This is a genomic window from Noviherbaspirillum sp. ST9 (genome assembly GCF_048799745.1).
Lineage (GTDB): Bacteria > Pseudomonadota > Gammaproteobacteria > Burkholderiales > Burkholderiaceae_D > Noviherbaspirillum.
In genome coordinates this window covers 25,292-41,135 of the sequence record NZ_JBLWFR010000004.1, presented here as the reverse complement: position 1 = coordinate 41,135, position 15,844 = coordinate 25,292, and the positions used below count along the sequence as shown (strand labels likewise).

General features: G+C 63.1%; 16 protein-coding genes and 1 pseudogene. 6 read left to right on the top strand and 11 right to left on the bottom strand.

What is annotated here, in order from left to right; all coding sequences use genetic code 11:
• The first annotated feature begins 56 nt into the window (after positions 1-56).
• Positions 57-263 (top strand): hypothetical protein, encoded by a 207-nt coding sequence (locus tag ACNOHI_RS09350; RefSeq protein WP_420474399.1) that lies wholly within the window; start codon positions 57-59, stop codon positions 261-263.
• On the opposite strand, the gene ACNOHI_RS09345 is transcribed toward ACNOHI_RS09350, so the two are convergent.
• From ACNOHI_RS09345 to ACNOHI_RS09330, 4 genes are read right to left on the bottom strand one after another with little or no spacing between them, the layout of a single operon-like run.
• Positions 260-571, bottom strand: coding sequence for a DUF2288 domain-containing protein (locus ACNOHI_RS09345; protein WP_420474398.1), 312 nt, complete (start codon positions 569-571; stop codon positions 260-262). The genes ACNOHI_RS09350 and ACNOHI_RS09345 overlap by 4 nt on opposite strands.
• 7 nt (positions 572-578) lie before the next feature.
• Positions 579-788 carry a SlyX family protein gene (locus ACNOHI_RS09340; protein ID WP_420474397.1) on the bottom strand — a complete coding sequence of 70 codons (210 nt, stop codon included), beginning with the start codon at positions 786-788 and terminating at the stop codon, positions 579-581.
• Between the two features lie 10 nt (positions 789-798).
• Positions 799-1,482, bottom strand: coding sequence for an SDR family oxidoreductase (locus tag ACNOHI_RS09335; protein WP_420474396.1), 684 nt, complete (start codon positions 1,480-1,482; stop codon positions 799-801).
• Between the two features lie 58 nt (positions 1,483-1,540).
• The gene (locus ACNOHI_RS09330) at positions 1,541-1,915 is read right to left on the bottom strand and encodes a hypothetical protein (RefSeq protein ID WP_420474395.1); all 375 of its coding nucleotides are present in this window, start codon (positions 1,913-1,915) and stop codon (positions 1,541-1,543) included.
• A 195-nt stretch (positions 1,916-2,110) separates the two neighbouring features.
• Here ACNOHI_RS09330 and ACNOHI_RS09325 point away from each other — a divergent pair, with 195 nt between their 5' ends.
• Positions 2,111-2,368: a hypothetical protein gene (locus ACNOHI_RS09325; protein WP_420474394.1), complete on the top strand. Its 258-nt coding sequence runs from the start codon at positions 2,111-2,113 to the stop codon at positions 2,366-2,368.
• On the opposite strand, the gene ACNOHI_RS09320 is transcribed toward ACNOHI_RS09325, so the two are convergent.
• From ACNOHI_RS09320 to ACNOHI_RS09300, 5 genes are all read right to left on the bottom strand, one after another.
• A complete protein-coding gene (locus tag ACNOHI_RS09320) occupies positions 2,365-3,777 on the bottom strand; it encodes a malonyl-CoA decarboxylase (RefSeq protein ID WP_420474393.1) in 1,413 nt (470 codons plus the stop codon). The genes ACNOHI_RS09325 and ACNOHI_RS09320 overlap by 4 nt on opposite strands.
• A 176-nt stretch (positions 3,778-3,953) precedes the next feature.
• A complete protein-coding gene (locus ACNOHI_RS09315) occupies positions 3,954-4,964 on the bottom strand; it encodes a porin (RefSeq protein WP_420474392.1) in 1,011 nt (336 codons plus the stop codon).
• 322 nt (positions 4,965-5,286) lie between these two features.
• Complete coding sequence (locus ACNOHI_RS09310) at positions 5,287-7,344, bottom strand: UvrD-helicase domain-containing protein (RefSeq protein WP_420474391.1); 2,058 nt, start codon at positions 7,342-7,344, stop codon at positions 5,287-5,289.
• Between the two features lie 84 nt (positions 7,345-7,428).
• The gene (locus ACNOHI_RS09305) at positions 7,429-8,442 is read right to left on the bottom strand and encodes an AraC family transcriptional regulator (RefSeq protein ID WP_420474390.1); all 1,014 of its coding nucleotides are present in this window, start codon (positions 8,440-8,442) and stop codon (positions 7,429-7,431) included.
• A gap of 110 nt (positions 8,443-8,552) precedes the next feature.
• The gene (locus tag ACNOHI_RS09300) at positions 8,553-10,232 is read right to left on the bottom strand and encodes a long-chain fatty acid--CoA ligase (protein WP_420474389.1); all 1,680 of its coding nucleotides are present in this window, start codon (positions 10,230-10,232) and stop codon (positions 8,553-8,555) included.
• Positions 10,233-10,472: 240 nt separating this feature from the next.
• Here ACNOHI_RS09300 and ACNOHI_RS09295 point away from each other — a divergent pair, with 240 nt between their 5' ends.
• The 4 genes and pseudogenes from ACNOHI_RS09295 to ACNOHI_RS09280 all read left to right on the top strand — a co-directional run bounded on the left by ACNOHI_RS09295 (position 10,473) and on the right by ACNOHI_RS09280 (position 13,922).
• Complete coding sequence (locus ACNOHI_RS09295) at positions 10,473-11,114, top strand: TetR/AcrR family transcriptional regulator (protein WP_420474388.1); 642 nt, start codon at positions 10,473-10,475, stop codon at positions 11,112-11,114.
• Complete coding sequence (locus tag ACNOHI_RS09290; RefSeq protein WP_420474387.1) at positions 11,111-12,064, top strand: HlyD family secretion protein; 954 nt, start codon at positions 11,111-11,113, stop codon at positions 12,062-12,064. Before ACNOHI_RS09295 ends, ACNOHI_RS09290 begins: the two co-directional genes overlap by 4 nt.
• Positions 12,064-12,729: pseudogene (locus tag ACNOHI_RS09285) on the top strand (ABC transporter ATP-binding protein); the annotation flags it as partial. The gene ACNOHI_RS09290 and the pseudogene ACNOHI_RS09285, both read left to right, overlap by 1 nt.
• 68 nt (positions 12,730-12,797) lie before the next feature.
• Positions 12,798-13,922: an ABC transporter permease gene (locus ACNOHI_RS09280; protein WP_420474386.1), complete on the top strand. Its 1,125-nt coding sequence runs from the start codon at positions 12,798-12,800 to the stop codon at positions 13,920-13,922.
• 96 nt (positions 13,923-14,018) lie between these two features.
• On the opposite strand, the gene ACNOHI_RS09275 is transcribed toward ACNOHI_RS09280, so the two are convergent.
• Both ACNOHI_RS09275 and ACNOHI_RS09270 read right to left on the bottom strand, forming a co-directional pair.
• The gene (locus tag ACNOHI_RS09275; RefSeq protein ID WP_420474385.1) at positions 14,019-14,834 is read right to left on the bottom strand and encodes an amidohydrolase family protein; all 816 of its coding nucleotides are present in this window, start codon (positions 14,832-14,834) and stop codon (positions 14,019-14,021) included.
• A complete protein-coding gene (locus ACNOHI_RS09270) occupies positions 14,831-15,814 on the bottom strand; it encodes a virginiamycin B lyase family protein (RefSeq protein WP_420474384.1) in 984 nt (327 codons plus the stop codon). The genes ACNOHI_RS09275 and ACNOHI_RS09270 overlap by 4 nt, the downstream gene beginning before the upstream one ends.
• Between the last annotated feature and the right edge of the window lie 30 nt (positions 15,815-15,844).

Here is a 15,844-nt window from a genome sequence, read left to right as displayed (position 1 = left end):
CCTTTCACCGTTCGGCGCCCGCGACAATCCATCGGGTCTGCCCCGAGGAGCCCGCCATGGCACCGCAAGAAATCATCGACCGCATCGACGAGCAGAACCGGCGCCTGCTCTACGCCCGCAGCGACTTCCAACAACTGACGCACGAGCAGGTATTGCAGCTGATGAATACGGCGGCGATGCGCGGCTTCCGCTTCGGCAGCGACAGCGCGCTGTCGCTGGTGCAGAGCAAGCTGCTGGTGAAGTATCTGAGCGAAACGGCTTAGTGCGTTTTGTCCTGCTGGACGAGGACCCAGGGTTTGACGACGACCGTCCATAACGCCATGTCCGCCGCCAGCCAGGTGCTCGCCTGTTCGTCGCTGACGCGTCCGATGCGGTTTTCGGCCATCCACTGCCCCACTGCCGCCTTGTCGTCGCTGGCAATGCGATAGGCGACCTCCACCAGGTCGAGGTCGCTGCTGACGGCAATCACCGCACCGGCCGCGAAGAAGCGGTCCAGTGCCTTCCATTGCATGCGTGCCGTTTCTCCGTTGATCTTGGCGCGGAGAGCGTCGCCCTTTTCTTCATTCAACATGATGTCATCAGTAATGCGGCGGCCGTTCATTGGCCGGACCGCGTTCGGTCATGGTTTCGCGGACTTCCCTGAGCTGGCGCGCGAGCACGGCGCACAACGTTTCGAGTTCGTCGATTTTTTTCTGTTGCTGGTAGACCATCGTGTTCAAGGTATCCACCAGGTCCTCCTGGGCGGCGATCTTGAGTTCGATGTCGACCAGGCGGTCTTCGGTTGTCATTCTTCTTCCTTTATCTTGCGACCCATCCGCCGCATACCGGGAACACTTGCCCCACGAAACAGTTCGCCGCGTCGCTGCACAAGTAGGCGGCGAACATCGCGTCTTCCTTTTGCGATACCAGCCGGCCAAGCGGCACTTCGCGCTTGAGCCGCTCCTGGAACGCCGGGTTGGCCTGCACTTCCGGCGGGAAGTAGGTCGGGTTCTCCACGAAATTCTGCGCAATTGCGTTGACCTGCACGTTGTACGGCGCGAGCTCGACACCCAGGGCCTGGATGTACGACACCTGTGCGCCGCGCGCGGCGCAGTAGGTCGACGTGCGCTTGATGCCGCGCAGCGCGGAAGCGCTTCCGATCAGCAGGATCTTGCCGGAGCGGCGCTCCATCATCTGCGGCAGCAAAGCGCGAGCAAAACGCGGCAGCGGGTCGACCATATGGGCAAAGGCTTCGCGCCATTCATCGTCCGTCACTTCATGCGCCCGCGTGGTCGGCGCGGGGATGCCCATGTTCAGCAGCAGGACATCGACACGCGCGGCGGCGTCGATCATCTGTTGCGGTACGGCGGGATCGTCGAGGGCGCGCTCGTCAGCGATCACTTCCGCGCCGAGTTCGCGCAACACGTCGCACAAGGCGGGCCCCATGAATTCGGATGATTGCGTGACGAGCACGCGCTTGCCGGAAAGATCGAGAGCGGGCATGCGGATTCCCCAGGTTCAGGCGAACGCGTATTGTACGCTTGCGCGATGCCGGCTGCCTTTACAGGGAATACTTCGGCTTGCTCTTCGCCTTGATCATGCAGGCCCGGATGAAGTCGCGCTGGTGTTCGGCAGCCAGCCGCGGCCTCTGGAACACATCCGTCGCAGCGGCGATCAGGAAAGCCGCGTCTTCCTCATCCTGCACGAACCACCGCAGGTGCGGCGGGAAAGCCTGGATGACTTCGATATCGTCGCGGATTCGGCTGAGGAAGACTTCTTCGGCCATGCCGCTGTCGCGCGCGAGGGCAGCGTTCTTGATGAAGTCTCCGGCTTCGACGCATTCGCTCGCGTCCGGCGCGCGCGCCAGGCACAGGACCGGCAGGACGAATGCCATAAGCGCCGCTGTCCTTGGCAGCGCATGAAGGTTCTTTTGCATATGTCTCCTCCATCGGGGGATATGGAGTTCGACTCGATACGCAATTGGGAATTCAAGCAACTGCGGCAAGCCGGGTTACTTTCATCTTAGAACGCATTTCACAAATGGGAAGGCCGGTGCTGCAGGAGGGGGCGGGCTGCACTATGATGGACGCATACGCCGTGCATCGGCTTTCACTTCATCAACAGGTGTGCAATGAGATCGACGAAGGCCAGCAATGCGGTCACGCGACTGAACGCGCGCGACCCGGACTACCGCTATTCAATGGGCATCACGGGCAGCGGGCATTTCTACCTGCTGCGTGCGGCGCCGGGATCCTCGCCGGAGAAAATCGGCGAGGAATACGAACTGGACGAATTCGTGGAATTCGTGAACAAGACCGGGCCGCAGAAGAAGCAGCGCATCAGCAAGCACGACGCCGCGTTTGAAAAGCAGCTCGTCAATAAGGGCTAGTCGATCAAAAGCGCGCGGATGGCGCGCGACGCAGCGACGTCCCCCTTCAGCATCAGCTTCTCGTGATTGCTTTCGAGGTCCGGCTTGCGGTACAGGTAGTTCACCATCATTCCCGCGGACTGTTTCCATCCCTTGTCCGAGCGATCGGCCAGCCAGTTGATGCGTTCCACGCGCGCACCGTTGACGAGGTGGAAGCGTGCCACCGGATCGCGCGGCAGGTTCTCCGATTTGTTCTGCACCAGGTAGCGCGCGCAGGCTTCTAGCATGACTGGCTGGATGGCCGCAGCAAGCACCACGTCCATCTGCCATGCGCCGGAACCCAGGCAGGCGCAGACATCGGCCTGCCACTTTTCACGCAGTGCAGCATCGCCGGGCACATGCGCCTCGCGCACCCGCGCCAGCAAGTGCTCCTGCTTCTTCAGCCAGCCCATGAATCCCGGAACCGGCGACAGCGTGGAGAAGGTCTTCAGCTGCGGGAAATCGCGCGACAGGTCATCCACCACCCGCTTGATCAGGAAGTTGCCGAAGTTCAGCCCCCGCAGGCCGGGCTGGGTGTTCGAGATCGAGTAGAAGATGGCCGTATTGGCGCGCTCGGGCTGCAGTGGCGGCAGCGATTCATCGAGCAGCACCTGGATGTTGTCCGACAGCTTGTCCGTCAGTGCGACCTCCACGAAGATCAGCGGCTCGTCCGGCATGCGCGGATGGAACAGTCCATAGCAGCGGCGGTCCGAATCGAGCCGGTTGCGCAGGTCGTTCCAGGAGCGGATCTGGTGCACGGCCTCGTACTTGATCAGTTTTTCAAGCAGCGCGGCGGAGGAATTCCAGCTGATGCGCTGCAGCTGGAGGAAATCGACATCGAACCAGGTACTGAGCAAGGCATATAGCTCGCTTTCGATCACGCCGAGTTCCGGTGTGTCATTCAGGTAGCGCAGCATGTCGTCGCGCATTTCCACCAGGAACTGGACGCCATGAGGGATGGCGTTGAACTGGGTGAGGATCTTGGAACGCGGCGAGCGCAATGCTTCGCGCAGGGCGACTTCCGCACTGCCGCTGCGGTCGGTACCCGTCGCCTTGGTCCAGTTGTGCAGCGCCGCTTCCACTGCCTCCGGGCGGGGTCCGAATTCCAGCGCGAGCAGGCGCAGGAATTCACGCCGGCCGTCGTCGTTGAGTCCGGCATAGATCTGGCCAATTTCCGCCGCGCGCTGCCGCGCCGAGACCACGCCGCCACGCTCGGACGCGCATTCGGCGAAACGCTGGCGCAGGTTCTTCAGCTCGCCGTTCGCCAGATGCCGTCCGCCGTCCGGCACTTCCTGCTTGCCGAACAATCGACCCAGGAAGTTGCGCGCACCGGACAGGAGGGAGGATTCCCTGGCTTTCGGTTCTGCCTGGACTGGGGATTCGATCAGCATGGCGGCCTTTACCAATACGTCAAATGTTAAGACGATTGTAAGTCGGCTTGGTTTCACGTGCAGCGGGGAGGCGAGGCGGCTTGATTTCCGACAGCCGGACTGTTGGTTTTTCGCATGCCGGACCCGCCAATGAAAAAGGCGCCCCGCAGGGCGCCTTCATCTGGCCGATCCGATGATCAGAAGCGGTGACGCACGCCGACGTTGAAGACGGACGGGTCGCGGCCGGCAGCGGAAGCACCGCCCAGCGTCGCGGCAGCGTCGTTGCGGGTGCGGCCGTACGAGGTGTACAGGTTGGTGCGCTTGGACAGGTCGTAGGTGTAGCCCAGTGCGATCTGGTCGGCGTCGCGGTTGGCGCCGATGTCGTCGCTGCGGCGGATCCAGGAAGCCAGGATGCGGCCGGCGCCCAGCGGTGCGCTCACGCCCAGCAGGATGTCGTCGCGGTCGATGGTGGTTGCGCCGGCGGCGGACTCGCCCTTGTTGCGGGCGTAGGCGGCGTGGAGCTTGGCCGCGCCGAAGTCGAAGGTGCCGCCGAGAAGCGTGGTGGTGGAATCGCCGGTGGCGACACCTGCGGCCTGCAGGTTCTGGTCATGGTGGGCAAGGACGACCGACAGCGGGCCTGCCGCGTAGCCGACCGACAGCCCGAGGCTGCGGCCGATGGAGTTGCTGCCGGCGATTTCGCCCAGGCTGTAGGCCAGCTGGCCGCTGAAGCCGCCGAGGTTCGGCGTCGAGTAGTTGATGGTGTTGTCGCTGCGGTCGCCGTAGACGTTGAATACGTTGTCCGCGCGGCCGGCGAGGCCGAGGCCGAACGGATCCACGCCTTCGACGGCGGTGCGGATCGGGTTGTACTGGCGGCCGAACTTGATCGCACCGATGCTGTTGCTGGACAGGCCGACGAATGCCTGGCGGCCGAACAGGCGGCCGCCCTGGCCGAGCTGGCCGTCATCGATGTTGAAGCCGTTTTCCAGCGTGAAGATCGCCGACAGGCCGCCACCAAGGTCCTCGGTGCCGCGGAAGCCGATGCGGCTGCCCGACTGGACGCCGCTGTCGACGCGGGTCGTGGTCGTCGCGCCATTGTCGAAGCGCGTAATGCCGGCGTCGGCGACGCCGTAGATGGTCACGTTGGTCTGTGCGGCCGCGGTGCCAGCGAAAGCGGCGAGGACAGCGAAGGCGAGAAGCGATTTTTTCATTGTTGATATCCCTAGAAGTGAGCCATGAAGTTGTTGTTTGCGTTGCATTGTGGCATCGGCATCCGGCCGTACGGAACGACTATGTCCGCATATGCACATGCGACTGCGTCGCATATCGATATGCGATGCCTGGCAGACCGGCAACGGGAGGGATTGTGCAGAGTGCAGATGACGGCTTGATGACATGCGACGAGGTGTCGCATCGATACAATGCGTGAGCAGCAAAAAAAGCCCGCACGCCTTGCGGCTGAGGGCCAATATCAAACCTTGGGATCAGAAAGCAGGCGGGAGTCTGCCTGAACAGTGTGACGCTGCGATGACGTCAGGCCACCTTAGGCCGGGAGAGCAGCGCCTTGAGATTGGCCAGCCGGTCCTGCGGCGTGATCTTCTCTTCTTCCTTCGGCACCGCATCGCCCTCGTCGAGCTTCATCTCCTTGATGAAGCGCGAGGGTTCGCAGTTAACGCTCTCACGCGCGCGCTTGCGGCGCTTGCACCAGGTGACGTGCAGGCTGCGCTGCGCGCGGGTAATGCCGACGTACATGAGGCGGCGCTCTTCCTCGATGCGCGCCGCCAAAGTTTCGATCGGCGCATCCGGGTCGCCCTTGTGCGGCAGGATGCCCTCTTCCACGCCGACCAGGAAGACGTGCGGATACTCCAGTCCCTTCGACGCATGCAGCGTGGACATGCGCACCGCGTCCGGCTCTTCGTCCTTGCCTTCGAGCATCGTCATCAGCGCGACCATCTGCGTCAGTTCAAGCAGGCTCTTTTCCTCGTCCGCGCCATCCCGGCCGCCGGTGCCCTTCTCCTTCAGCCAGGTGACGAACTCCATCGTGTTCGTCCACTTGCTCTGCGCCTGGCGTTCGTCGAAGGTGTCGTACAGGTAGAACTCGTAATTGATCTCCTTCATCATTTCGTCGAGCAGCTCGGCAGCGCTTTCGCCGCGCTTGGACGCGCGCGCCTCGAGGCCGTTGATGAAGTTGCAGAAGTCGCGCAGCGGGCCGAGCTGGCGGTCGGTGAGTTTCGCTTCGATGCCGCCCTTGAACACGGCCTCGAACAGCGAACATTGCCATTGGCCGGCAAAGGAACCGAGCCCTTCCAGCGTCGCCTGTCCCACGCCGCGCTTGGGCGTCGTCACCGCCCGGATGAATGCCGGATCATCGTCTGAATTCGCGACGAGGCGCAGGTAGGAGACGATGTCCTTGATTTCGGCGCGATCGAAGAAGCTCTGGCCGCCGGAAATGGTGTACGGGATGCGCTCCTTGCGCAGTGCCTTCTCGATGATGCGCGCCTGGTGGTTGCCGCGGTAGAGGACGGCGTAGTCGGAGAACTTCGCGCGGCGCTCGAACTTGTGCGCGGAAATCATGATCGCGACCTGCTCGGCTTCGTGCTCGTCGTCCTGCATCGCCATCACCTTCACCGGATCGCCGAGGCCGTGTTCGGACCAGAGCTGCTTTTCGAACAGCTTGGGATTGTTGCCGATGACGGAGTTCGCGGCCTGCAAAATGCGCGTGCTGGAGCGGTAGTTCTGTTCCAGCTTGATCACCTTCAGGTCGGGGAAATCGACCTGCAGCTGCTTCAGGTTTTCCAGCGTCGCGCCTCGCCATGCGTAGATCGCCTGGTCGTCGTCGCCCACGGCAGTGAACATCGGCTTCTTGCCGAGGCCGGTGACGAGCAATTTCACGAGCTCGTACTGGCAGGTGTTGGTGTCCTGGTATTCATCCACCAACAGGTAGCGCAGCTTGCGCTGCCAGCGGTCGCGCACTTCGTCGTTGCGGCGGAACAGTTCGACCGGCAGGCGGATCAGGTCATCGAAGTCGACCGCCTGGTAGGAATTCAGTGTGGCGACATAACTGGCGTAAATGCGGGCGGCCTGCGCCTCGTCTTCGGTGACGGCCTGCTTCAGCGCGGTCTCGGGATCGACCAGCGCGTTCTTCCACAGCGACATCGAATTCTGGATGTTGCGGATGATGTGCTTGTCGGTGGTGATCGCCAGGTCCTGCACCAGCGAGAAGCAGTCGTCGCTGTCCATGATGGAGAAGCGGTCCTTCAGGCCGAGTTCCTTCGCTTCACGGCGCAGGATCTGCACGCCGAGCGAATGGAAGGTGCTGACGGTGATCTGCTTGGCCAGCTTCGGTTCCTTCAGCAGCTTGGCGATACGCTCCTGCATTTCCAGCGCCGCCTTGTTGGTGAAGGTGACCGCCGCGATGTTGCGCGCTTCGTAGCCGCATTGCTCGATCAGGTGGCAGATCTTCGTCGTGATCACGCGCGTCTTGCCTGAGCCGGCGCCGGCCAGCACCAGGCAGGGTCCGTCCAGGTAGTGGACAGCCTCGCTCTGCGGGCGGTTCATGCCGTGTGCGACTGGATGGGGAGCGTGTGACATGCGGAACTGCGGAGGAAGAAAAGCGGCCCATTGTAGCAGTGCTGCGGCACGCTTTCCGATTCGTTGCAGGATCGCTACGCAAGGTTAGCGTTCACTTTGCAGACGGCTCCGGTATTCGGTCGGCGTGAGGTCGAACCAGCGCTTGCAGGCGCGGCTGAATGTGCTGCGGTCGGTGAAGCCAAGACGCGATGCCACTTGGGCAAGTCCGAGCTGCGGCTGGTTGAGGTAGCGCTGGGCGAGTTCGCGTCGGGCTTCGTCGACCATCTGGTGGAAGGACGTGCCCTCTTCCGCCAGGCGGCGCTGCAGGGTGCGTTCGCTCATGCACAATTCGCGTGCGACATCGGCGCGTGCGGGATCGCCCTCGGGGAGGCGGCGGAGAATGGATTCGCGCGCCTTGATGCTGGTGCGGTTCTTTTCCAGTTTCGCCAGCCGCTCGCCGGCAAAGCGGTCATGCAGCTCTGCCAGCACCGGATTGGCTGCCTGCAGGGGCAACCGCAGGTCGGCGTGGGAAAACAGGAGCCGGTTGGCGTGAGCATTGAAGCGCACGGGGCATTGGAAGACTGCGGTGTATGTCGCCGTCTCCGCAGGCGCCGCATGGGTGAACTCCACGGCGTTCGGATGCATCTCCGTACCGGTAATCCAACGGAAGAAGGTCTGCAAGGTGGTGAACACGAAATCGATGCGGTGCCGCGGCACCGGCCGCTTACCGCCCGCGAGCTCGATGCCGATCCAGCATCCTTCCGGCACGTCTTCCATGGTGATCATGACGGCGTCGCTGACGACGCGCTGGTAACGCACGAGGAAGTCGACGCCGGTGTGCAGGTCCTTGCAGGTCATCATCGCGTAGGCGACGACATCGAAGGCGGCGGGCTGCAGCGGTCCGGGCATGGCCAGCCCGATGAAGGGATCGCCCGAACGCGCGGCGGCCAGTTCCCACAGCAGGCTGATCTTTTCCGTGTCGTAGCGGGTGTCGGGATTGTCGAGGGAGGCAAGATCGAGCTGTGCCTCGGCGAACAGGGCGTTGACGTCGAGGCCGACGCTTTTCAGCCGCTCCGCGATCCCCCTGACCCAGGAGGCGGAAGTGGTCTGTTCGCTCATGCTTGCTGTCTCCTGTCGGCGTGATTGCCTGCAATCTTAATACAGGTCGGCCGCGGCAAGCGCAAACAAAAAAGCCGCCTGTTGCTCAGGCGGCTTTTCGGGCCAGGGTCTTATGCGGCCTTCTTCTCGTCCCGCAGTTCGCGGCGCAGGATCTTGCCAACGTTCGTCTTCGGCAGCGCATCGCGGAACTCGATGTACTTCGGCTTCTTGTAGGCGGTCAGCTGTTCCCGGCAATACTGCATCAGCTGTTCCTGCGTCAGGTTCGTGTCCTTGCGCACGACGAACAATTTCACCGCTTCGCCGGAATTGCTGTCGGGGACGCCGACGCAGGCGCATTCCAGCACGCCGGGATGCGCCGCCACGACGCCCTCGATTTCGTTCGGATAGACGTTGAAGCCGGAGACCAGGATCATGTCCTTCTTGCGGTCGACGATCCGCACGTAGCCGCGCTCGTCCATCACGCCGACGTCGCCGGTCTTGAAGAAGCCGTCGTCGGTCATGACCTTGGCGGTTTCTTCGGGGCGGTTCCAGTAGCCCGCCATCACCTGCGGCCCGCGGATGCCGATTTCACCGGCCTGCCCCAGCGGCAGCGGCTTGCCCTCGTCGTCGAGGATGGCGATTTCGGTCGATGGCAGCGGCAGGCCGATGGAGCCGTTGTATTCCGCGTCCGCCGGATTGCAGGTCGCGACCGGCGAGGTTTCCGAGAGGCCGTAGCCTTCGTTGATCGGACAGCCGGTGGCTTTCAGCCACTTTTCGGCGACGACCTTCTGTACCGCCATGCCACCGCCGTTGCAGACCTTCAGCGTAGAGAAATCGAGCCTGGCGAAATCGGGATCGTTCAATAGGCCGTTGTACAGCGTGTTCACTGCCGGGAACAGGTTGAACTTGACTTTGGCCAGTTCCTTCACAAAGCCCGGAATGTCGCGCGGATTGGGGATCAGCAGGTTCACGCCGCCGTTGCGCAGGCCGAACAGGCAGCAGGCCGTCAGCGCGAAGATGTGATAGAGCGGGATCGCGCAGACGATGGTCAGCGATTCGATCCGCGGTTCCTTCTTCAGCGTGGGCTGCGACCAGGCTTCGTTCTGCAGGACGTTGGCAACGACGTTGCGATGCAGGAGGGTTGCTCCCTTGGACAGGCCGGTGGTGCCGCCGGTGTATTGCAGGAAGGCGATGTCGTCCGGCCCGATCTTCGTCTTCTTCATCTTGAGCTTGGCACCTTCCGCCACGGCCTGGCGCAGGGGCACGGCGGCGGGCAATTCGTAGGCGGGCACCATCTTCTTGATCCGGCGCACCGCGAAATTGACCACCGTGCCCTTGATCGGCCCGAGCAGGTCGCCCATGGTCGCGAGCACGACATGCTTGACGCCGGTCCTCGGCAAGACCTGTTGCAGCGTGGTGGCGAAGTTTTCGAGGATGACGATGGCCTTGGCGCCGGAGTCATTGAGCTGGTGCTCGAGCTCGCGCGGGGTGTACAGGGGATTGACGTTGACCACGACATAACCCGCCCGCAGGACGGCGGCCAGCGCCACCGGATATTGCAGGATGTTGGGCATCATCAGCGCAACACGATCGCCCTTCAGCAGTCCGCGCGACTGGAACCAGGCAGCGAGCTTCTGCGACAGCGCATCGACTTCCGCGTAGGTCAGCGCCTTGTCCATGCAGATGTAGGCATTGCGCGAGGCGTACTTGCGGAAGGATTCCTCGAACAGGTGGGCCAGGGAATCGTACTGAAGCGGATTGATGTCGGCGGGCACGCCGGCGGGATAGGACTGCAGCCAGAACTTGTCCATGTTTGTCTCTCTCTTTTTTCTTGAATGGAAATGCCATGGTCGAATTGACAATGGCGTTGGTGTGCCGAGCCATGCTAGGGAGACGGAGTTTCGGGTGCAAGTAGGCGCCGCCATCTTGTCCCGCGCGATCACGCATTTGGCCGCCGCGATCACGCCGCTGCCGGAACCGGTTGCAAAAGGCGTGTCGTGGCGGCATTTCAGGCCGGTTTGCGCCATTACTATACAGGCGTACAATAACTCATGGCCCGCCCTTCCCAAAACATCGACCAGCGTCTGTTGCAAGCCGGCATGGAACTGCTGCCGCAGACCGGCTGCCGCGGTCTTTCGGCGCGCAGGCTGACGGAACATGCGGGCGTGAACCTGGGCATGTTCCACTACCATTTCCGCAGCAAGGACAATTTCATCCGTACGCTGCTGCAGCAGACCTACGAGCAGATGTTCCAGGACCTCGTCCTGCAATCGCATGAGGGGGTATCGCCGGTCGACAACCTGCGCAAGGCTGTGCGCGTGATCGCTGGCTTCGGGTTGACGCACCGGCAACTGCTGCTGCGCATCGGCGCGGATGCGCTTGCGGGAGAACAGGTCGCCGCGGAGTTCTTGCAGGCGAACCTGCCGCGGCACGTGGGCGTGGTCGCGGCGCTGGTCGCGGAAGCGCAGCGCAAAGGCGATCTGGTCCAGGCGCCGATACCGCAGGTCATTGCCTTCATCGCCGGCGCCGTCATGTCGCCGGTATTGCTCGGCAGCGCGCTGCTCGAAAACGGCGCGTTGCCGGCCGCCGCAGGTACTGCGCTGGAGCAGGCAGTGCTGACAAAAAAAGCCCTCGAGCAGCGCATCGAATTCGCCTTGCGCGGCCTGTCCGCACATCACGGAGAAATGCCATGAAAACCTTGCCCGCATGGATCGTCCTGCTCGCCCTTGCCGGTTGCGGCGACAAGCCTGCAGATTACTTCCCCGGCTACGCGGAGGCCGAATACGTGCGTCTGGCAACGCCGATCGCCGGCACGCTGACCAGGCTGCATGTGCAACGCGGCGACCAGGTGAAAACAAATGCGCCCGCCTTCGTGCTGGAGCAGGACGGCGAACGCGCGGCGCGCGAGGAAGCGGCGTCACGGGTGCAGCGTGCGCAGGCGCAACTGGCCAACCTGAAAAAGGGCCGGCGCCCCGAGGAACTGGCGGCGGTTCGGGCGCAGCTTGCGCAGGCGGAAGCTGCGTTGACACTGTCGCACAGCAATCTCGCGCGCCAGAAGCAACTGGTCGAAGACAAGTTCATCGCGCCCTCTCGCATGGACGAAGCGCGCGGTGCGGTGGACCGCGACCAGGCGCGGGTCAACGAATTGCGCGCACAGTTACGCGTGGCCAATCTCGCCGCACGCCCGGATGAAATCGCTGCCGCCGAACAGGAACTGAAAGCCGCCCAGGCCCAGCTCGCGCAAGCGGAATGGAAGCTCGCGCAGAAGACGCAGAACATCCCGGTCGCGGGCAGCGTCACCGACGTACTGTATCGCGAGGGGGAATTCGTGCAGGCCGGCAGCCCGGTCGTCAGCGTGCTGCCGCCGCAGAACATCAAGCTGCGCTTTTTCGTGCCGGAGAAGCAAATGGCCGCACTGCGGCTCGGCCAGGATGTGGTGGTCGCCTGCGACGGCTGCAAGTCGTCCATCTCCGCGAAGGTCAGCTATCTCTCCAGCGCCCCCGAGTACACCTCGCCGCTCATCTACAGCAAGGAAAACCGCGCGGCGCTCGTGTTCATGATCGAAGCGCGCCCCGCGCCGGAGCAGGCGGTGCAACTGCATCCCGGCCAGCCGGTCGAAATCCGCCTCGCACAGGTACGCTGATGGACGCCATCATCGATGTCCGGGGACTGACTAAACGCTACAGCGGAAGAACCGTCGTCGACCATGTCGACATGCAGGTCGCGCGCGGGCGCATTTACGGCTTTCTCGGCCCCAACGGCAGCGGCAAGACGACCACCATCCGCATGCTGTGCGGCCTCCTCACGCCGGATGAAGGAAGCGGCACCTGCCTCGGTTTCGACATCCGCAAGGAGTCGCGCAAGATCAAGCGCCAGGTCGGGTACATGACGCAGAAGTTCGGACTGTACGAAGACCTGAGCATCGAGGAAAACCTGTTGTTCATTGCCCGCGTCTACGAGATGACGGATGCGGCCGGACGTGTCGATGCGATGCTGGCGCGGCTCGGACTGGCCGGCAGGCGCACGCAGCTTGCCGGTTCGCTGTCGGGCGGATGGAAACAGCGGCTGGCGCTGGCGGCCTGCCTGCTGCACGAGCCGCAGTTGCTGCTGCTGGACGAGCCGACCGCCGGCGTCGATCCCAAGGCAAGGCGGGATTTCTGGAATGAACTGCATGCACTCGCGGCCGGCGGAATGACGATCCTTGTGTCGACGCATTACATGGACGAAGCCGAACGCTGCCACCAACTCGCCTACATCGCGTACGGCAAGCTGCTGGCGCAAGGCACGGCGGAGCAACTCATTGCCGCCACCCCGACTGCCTCCAATCTCGAAGATGTCTTCGTCACGCTGATGCAACAGACGGAGGACAATTTTTCATGAACTGGGCGCGCTTCCTCGCCATCCTCATCAAGGAGTTCCGCCAGATCCGCCGCGACCGGCTGACCTTCGCGATGATGGTCGGCGTGCCGATCATGCAGCTGGTGCTGTTCGGATTCGCCATCAATACCGATCCGAAGCAGTTGCCGATGGCGGTGGTTTCCGCCGATGAAAGCGAGTTCTCGCGGAGCCTGGTCGCCGGGCTCGAGAACTCAAACTACTTCCGCGTGACGCATCGGCCGCGCAGCGAAGCTGATGGTAACCGGTTGCTCGACGAAGGACGTGTCCAGTTCCTGCTCGTGGTGCCGCCCGATTTTTCCCGGCAGCTCGTGCGCGGGGAGCGCCCTGCCCTTCTTCTGGCTGCAGATGCAACCGATCCGTCCGCCTCCGGCAATGCGCTTGCGTCCGTCAACACGATCGCGCGGCAGGCGGTGGGACGCGACCTGAACGGGCCGCTGCGCAACCTCCAGCCCGTCGACGCGCCCTTCGAGATTCGCGCGCAGCGGCGCTACAACCCGGAAGGCATTTCCCGCTACAACATCGTGCCCGGCCTGATCGGCGTGGTGCTGACCATGACGATGGTGATGATGACCTCGCTCGCGATGACACGCGAACGCGAGCGCGGCACGATGGAGAACCTGCTCGCCACGCCGGTCCGTCCGCTCGAAGTCATGGTCGGCAAGATCGCGCCCTATATCCTGATCGGCTACGTGCAGGTCGTCGTAATCCTCATCGCTGCCCAGGTGCTGTTCCAGGTGCCCATGGTCGGCAGTCTCTTCCTGCTGTCGGCTGCGCTGGTGGTGTTCATGGCGGCGAACCTCGCCGTCGGCTTTACGTTTTCAACAGTCGCAAAGAACCAGTTGCAGGCGATGCAGCTGACCTTCTTCTTTTTCCTGCCGTCGATGCTGCTGTCGGGGTTCATGTTCCCGTTTCGCGGCATGCCGGGGTGGGCGCAGGTAATTGGAGAGGTGTTGCCTCTCACGCATTTCCTGCGGGTGGTGCGGGGGATCATGTTGAAGGGGAATGGGGCGGCCGAGGTGATGCCGAATGTGTGGCCGATGGCGGTGTTCATGCTGGTGGCGGGGGCGGTTGCTTTGAAACGGTATCGGCAGACGTTGGATTAGATCGACGTTTCTTTGCTGACCCGATGCTGTAATCTCTCCGTGGATGCTTGCCGGGCTTGGTCCCGGCGGGCCACCGCAGAAACGCCGCAACGAAAATCAAGGCACAGCAAACATTGCCATCCCATTCCGATACGCAATCTTCTCCGCCACCTCCCGCGGAAGGTGTCCCAGCATCCGCCGGTAGAACGCCGCCAGTTCCTCCACCTGTCCCCATCGCGGCGTAATCCAGGTATCCGTCCCCACCACAAACCTGTCCGGATACTTCATCATCAACGCCTTCCAGCGCGGATTGAGCGCCCCATCCTGTTCGATATCCATGCGATACGACAGCTCGCCCACGATATTGGGATACTGCGCGAACATCTGCTCCACCTTGTCCATCGGCGTGCTCATGCCGGTGTGCGCCCAGATCAGCTTCACGCCCGGGGCATGCTTCAGGATGCGCTCCACGGCATCCTCGTCCGAGTGCGCATGCAGCCACATGCCGCGTTCCTTTGCGAGTCGCGCGATCTTTGCCATGTAGGGCGCGTCCGCATCGGCGCCGAAGATGTGGAATTCGCCGATGCCGCGGTAAATGCCGCGAGCGAGTTCCTTCTCCACGTACTCGGCCACGCCGGCGCTGTTGAACCAGTCGTAACGGTCCGGCTGCACGCGGTAAGGCCGCAGGAAAGGCACGATGACGATGTCCTTTGCCTTCTGCGCAATCAGGTCCAGCGTGCCGTCGTTGGGGCGGCTGGTCGCAAGTACCCCTCGGATGCCAGTCTTGCGCCACAGTGCGACGACCTGTTCCGGCGACAGCAGCGAACGCGCCTCGACGTTGTAATGCATGTGCGCATCGAACAGCGGCAGGGGTTCCTGCGCCCGGGCACCGAAGGCACAGGCGGCGGCGAGTAAAAGGACAAGGCGTTTCATTCGACCACTCCCAGTTTTCCGCTATGGCTGCCCATGTACCAGAGGCGGCCCTTCGCATCGACGATCATCTTGCGGATGCCCTCGTTCTTCGTCGGCAGCGGGAACACGCGGAACTTCTCGCTTGCCGGGTCGAACAGCGCGACGGTGTCGGTGCCGATCTCGTTCATCCAGACCTTGCCGGCGCCATCAACCGTCACCGCGTAGGGTTTGCCCGATTCGCCGGCGGGCGTGTCGTAGCTCTTGATGACCTTGGCCGTCTTTGCGTCGATGTGCGTCAACTTGCCGTCGCCGTAGCGCACTACCCACAGCGTGTTGTCGGGTCCCGCCGCGATGCGGCGCGGAAGCGAGCCGCGTCCGAGGTCGATCTCGGTCACCTTGCCGCTGGCAGCATCGATGCGTCCGACGCGCTGGCCGCTGGCCTGACAGAACCAGACATTGCCCTGTTGGTCCATCGCCAGTCCGTAGGGGCCGTCGCGGGTGTCGAAATCGGTCATCTTCTTCGCCGCGCGATCAAAGCGCGTGACCTTGTTGCCGGACTGGTTGGTAAACCAGAGCGCGTTGCGGCCGTCGAAGATGATGGTGTGCGGGCTGCCGCCGGACAGCGTCTTGTGTGCGGTCATCTGCCCGGGCTGGCCGTTGGCGAAGGGGATTTCGAGCAGTGTGCCGTTACCGTTACCGGTCATCCAGACAGTGCCCTTCTCGTCGACCACGAGACCGTGCGGACGCGTGCCCTCAGGCAAGTCCCATTCGTCGAATTTCTGGGTGGCGGGATCGAAGCGCGCCAGCTTGTTGCCATGCATGACGGCGATGTAGACCTTGCCGTCCGGCGCGGCGGCAGGGTCGCGGGCAAACTTAGGAGTGGGCACCGCCCATTCGGACACCTTGCCGGCGGGCTGGGAGACGCCTGGGGTGACGGTGTAGTTGGAGCCGCCCGCATGGACGATGGCGGGCAGCAAGAGCAGGGACAGAACGGTTCGCATGCTGCGCTCCTTTCTCGGAGCGCTTATTGT

Excerpts from the sequence above, each read along its gene's own strand:
- ACNOHI_RS09350 (WP_420474399.1), top strand. The coding sequence starts at position 57 with ATGGCACCGCAAGAAATCATCGACCGCATCGACGAGCAGAACCGGCGC.
- ACNOHI_RS09345 (WP_420474398.1), bottom strand. The coding sequence starts at position 571 with ATGTTGAATGAAGAAAAGGGCGACGCTCTCCGCGCCAAGATCAACGGA.
- ACNOHI_RS09340 (WP_420474397.1), bottom strand. The coding sequence starts at position 788 with ATGACAACCGAAGACCGCCTGGTCGACATCGAACTCAAGATCGCCGCC.
- ACNOHI_RS09335 (WP_420474396.1), bottom strand. The coding sequence starts at position 1,482 with ATGCCCGCTCTCGATCTTTCCGGCAAGCGCGTGCTCGTCACGCAATCA.
- ACNOHI_RS09330 (WP_420474395.1), bottom strand. The coding sequence starts at position 1,915 with ATGCAAAAGAACCTTCATGCGCTGCCAAGGACAGCGGCGCTTATGGCA.
- ACNOHI_RS09325 (WP_420474394.1), top strand. The coding sequence starts at position 2,111 with ATGAGATCGACGAAGGCCAGCAATGCGGTCACGCGACTGAACGCGCGC.
- ACNOHI_RS09320 (WP_420474393.1), bottom strand. The coding sequence starts at position 3,777 with ATGCTGATCGAATCCCCAGTCCAGGCAGAACCGAAAGCCAGGGAATCC.
- ACNOHI_RS09315 (WP_420474392.1), bottom strand. The coding sequence starts at position 4,964 with ATGAAAAAATCGCTTCTCGCCTTCGCTGTCCTCGCCGCTTTCGCTGGC.
- ACNOHI_RS09310 (WP_420474391.1), bottom strand. The coding sequence starts at position 7,344 with ATGTCACACGCTCCCCATCCAGTCGCACACGGCATGAACCGCCCGCAG.
- ACNOHI_RS09305 (WP_420474390.1), bottom strand. The coding sequence starts at position 8,442 with ATGAGCGAACAGACCACTTCCGCCTCCTGGGTCAGGGGGATCGCGGAG.
- ACNOHI_RS09300 (WP_420474389.1), bottom strand. The coding sequence starts at position 10,232 with ATGGACAAGTTCTGGCTGCAGTCCTATCCCGCCGGCGTGCCCGCCGAC.
- ACNOHI_RS09295 (WP_420474388.1), top strand. The coding sequence starts at position 10,473 with ATGGCCCGCCCTTCCCAAAACATCGACCAGCGTCTGTTGCAAGCCGGC.
- ACNOHI_RS09290 (WP_420474387.1), top strand. The coding sequence starts at position 11,111 with ATGAAAACCTTGCCCGCATGGATCGTCCTGCTCGCCCTTGCCGGTTGC.
- ACNOHI_RS09280 (WP_420474386.1), top strand. The coding sequence starts at position 12,798 with ATGAACTGGGCGCGCTTCCTCGCCATCCTCATCAAGGAGTTCCGCCAG.
- ACNOHI_RS09275 (WP_420474385.1), bottom strand. The coding sequence starts at position 14,834 with ATGAAACGCCTTGTCCTTTTACTCGCCGCCGCCTGTGCCTTCGGTGCC.
- ACNOHI_RS09270 (WP_420474384.1), bottom strand. The coding sequence starts at position 15,814 with ATGCGAACCGTTCTGTCCCTGCTCTTGCTGCCCGCCATCGTCCATGCG.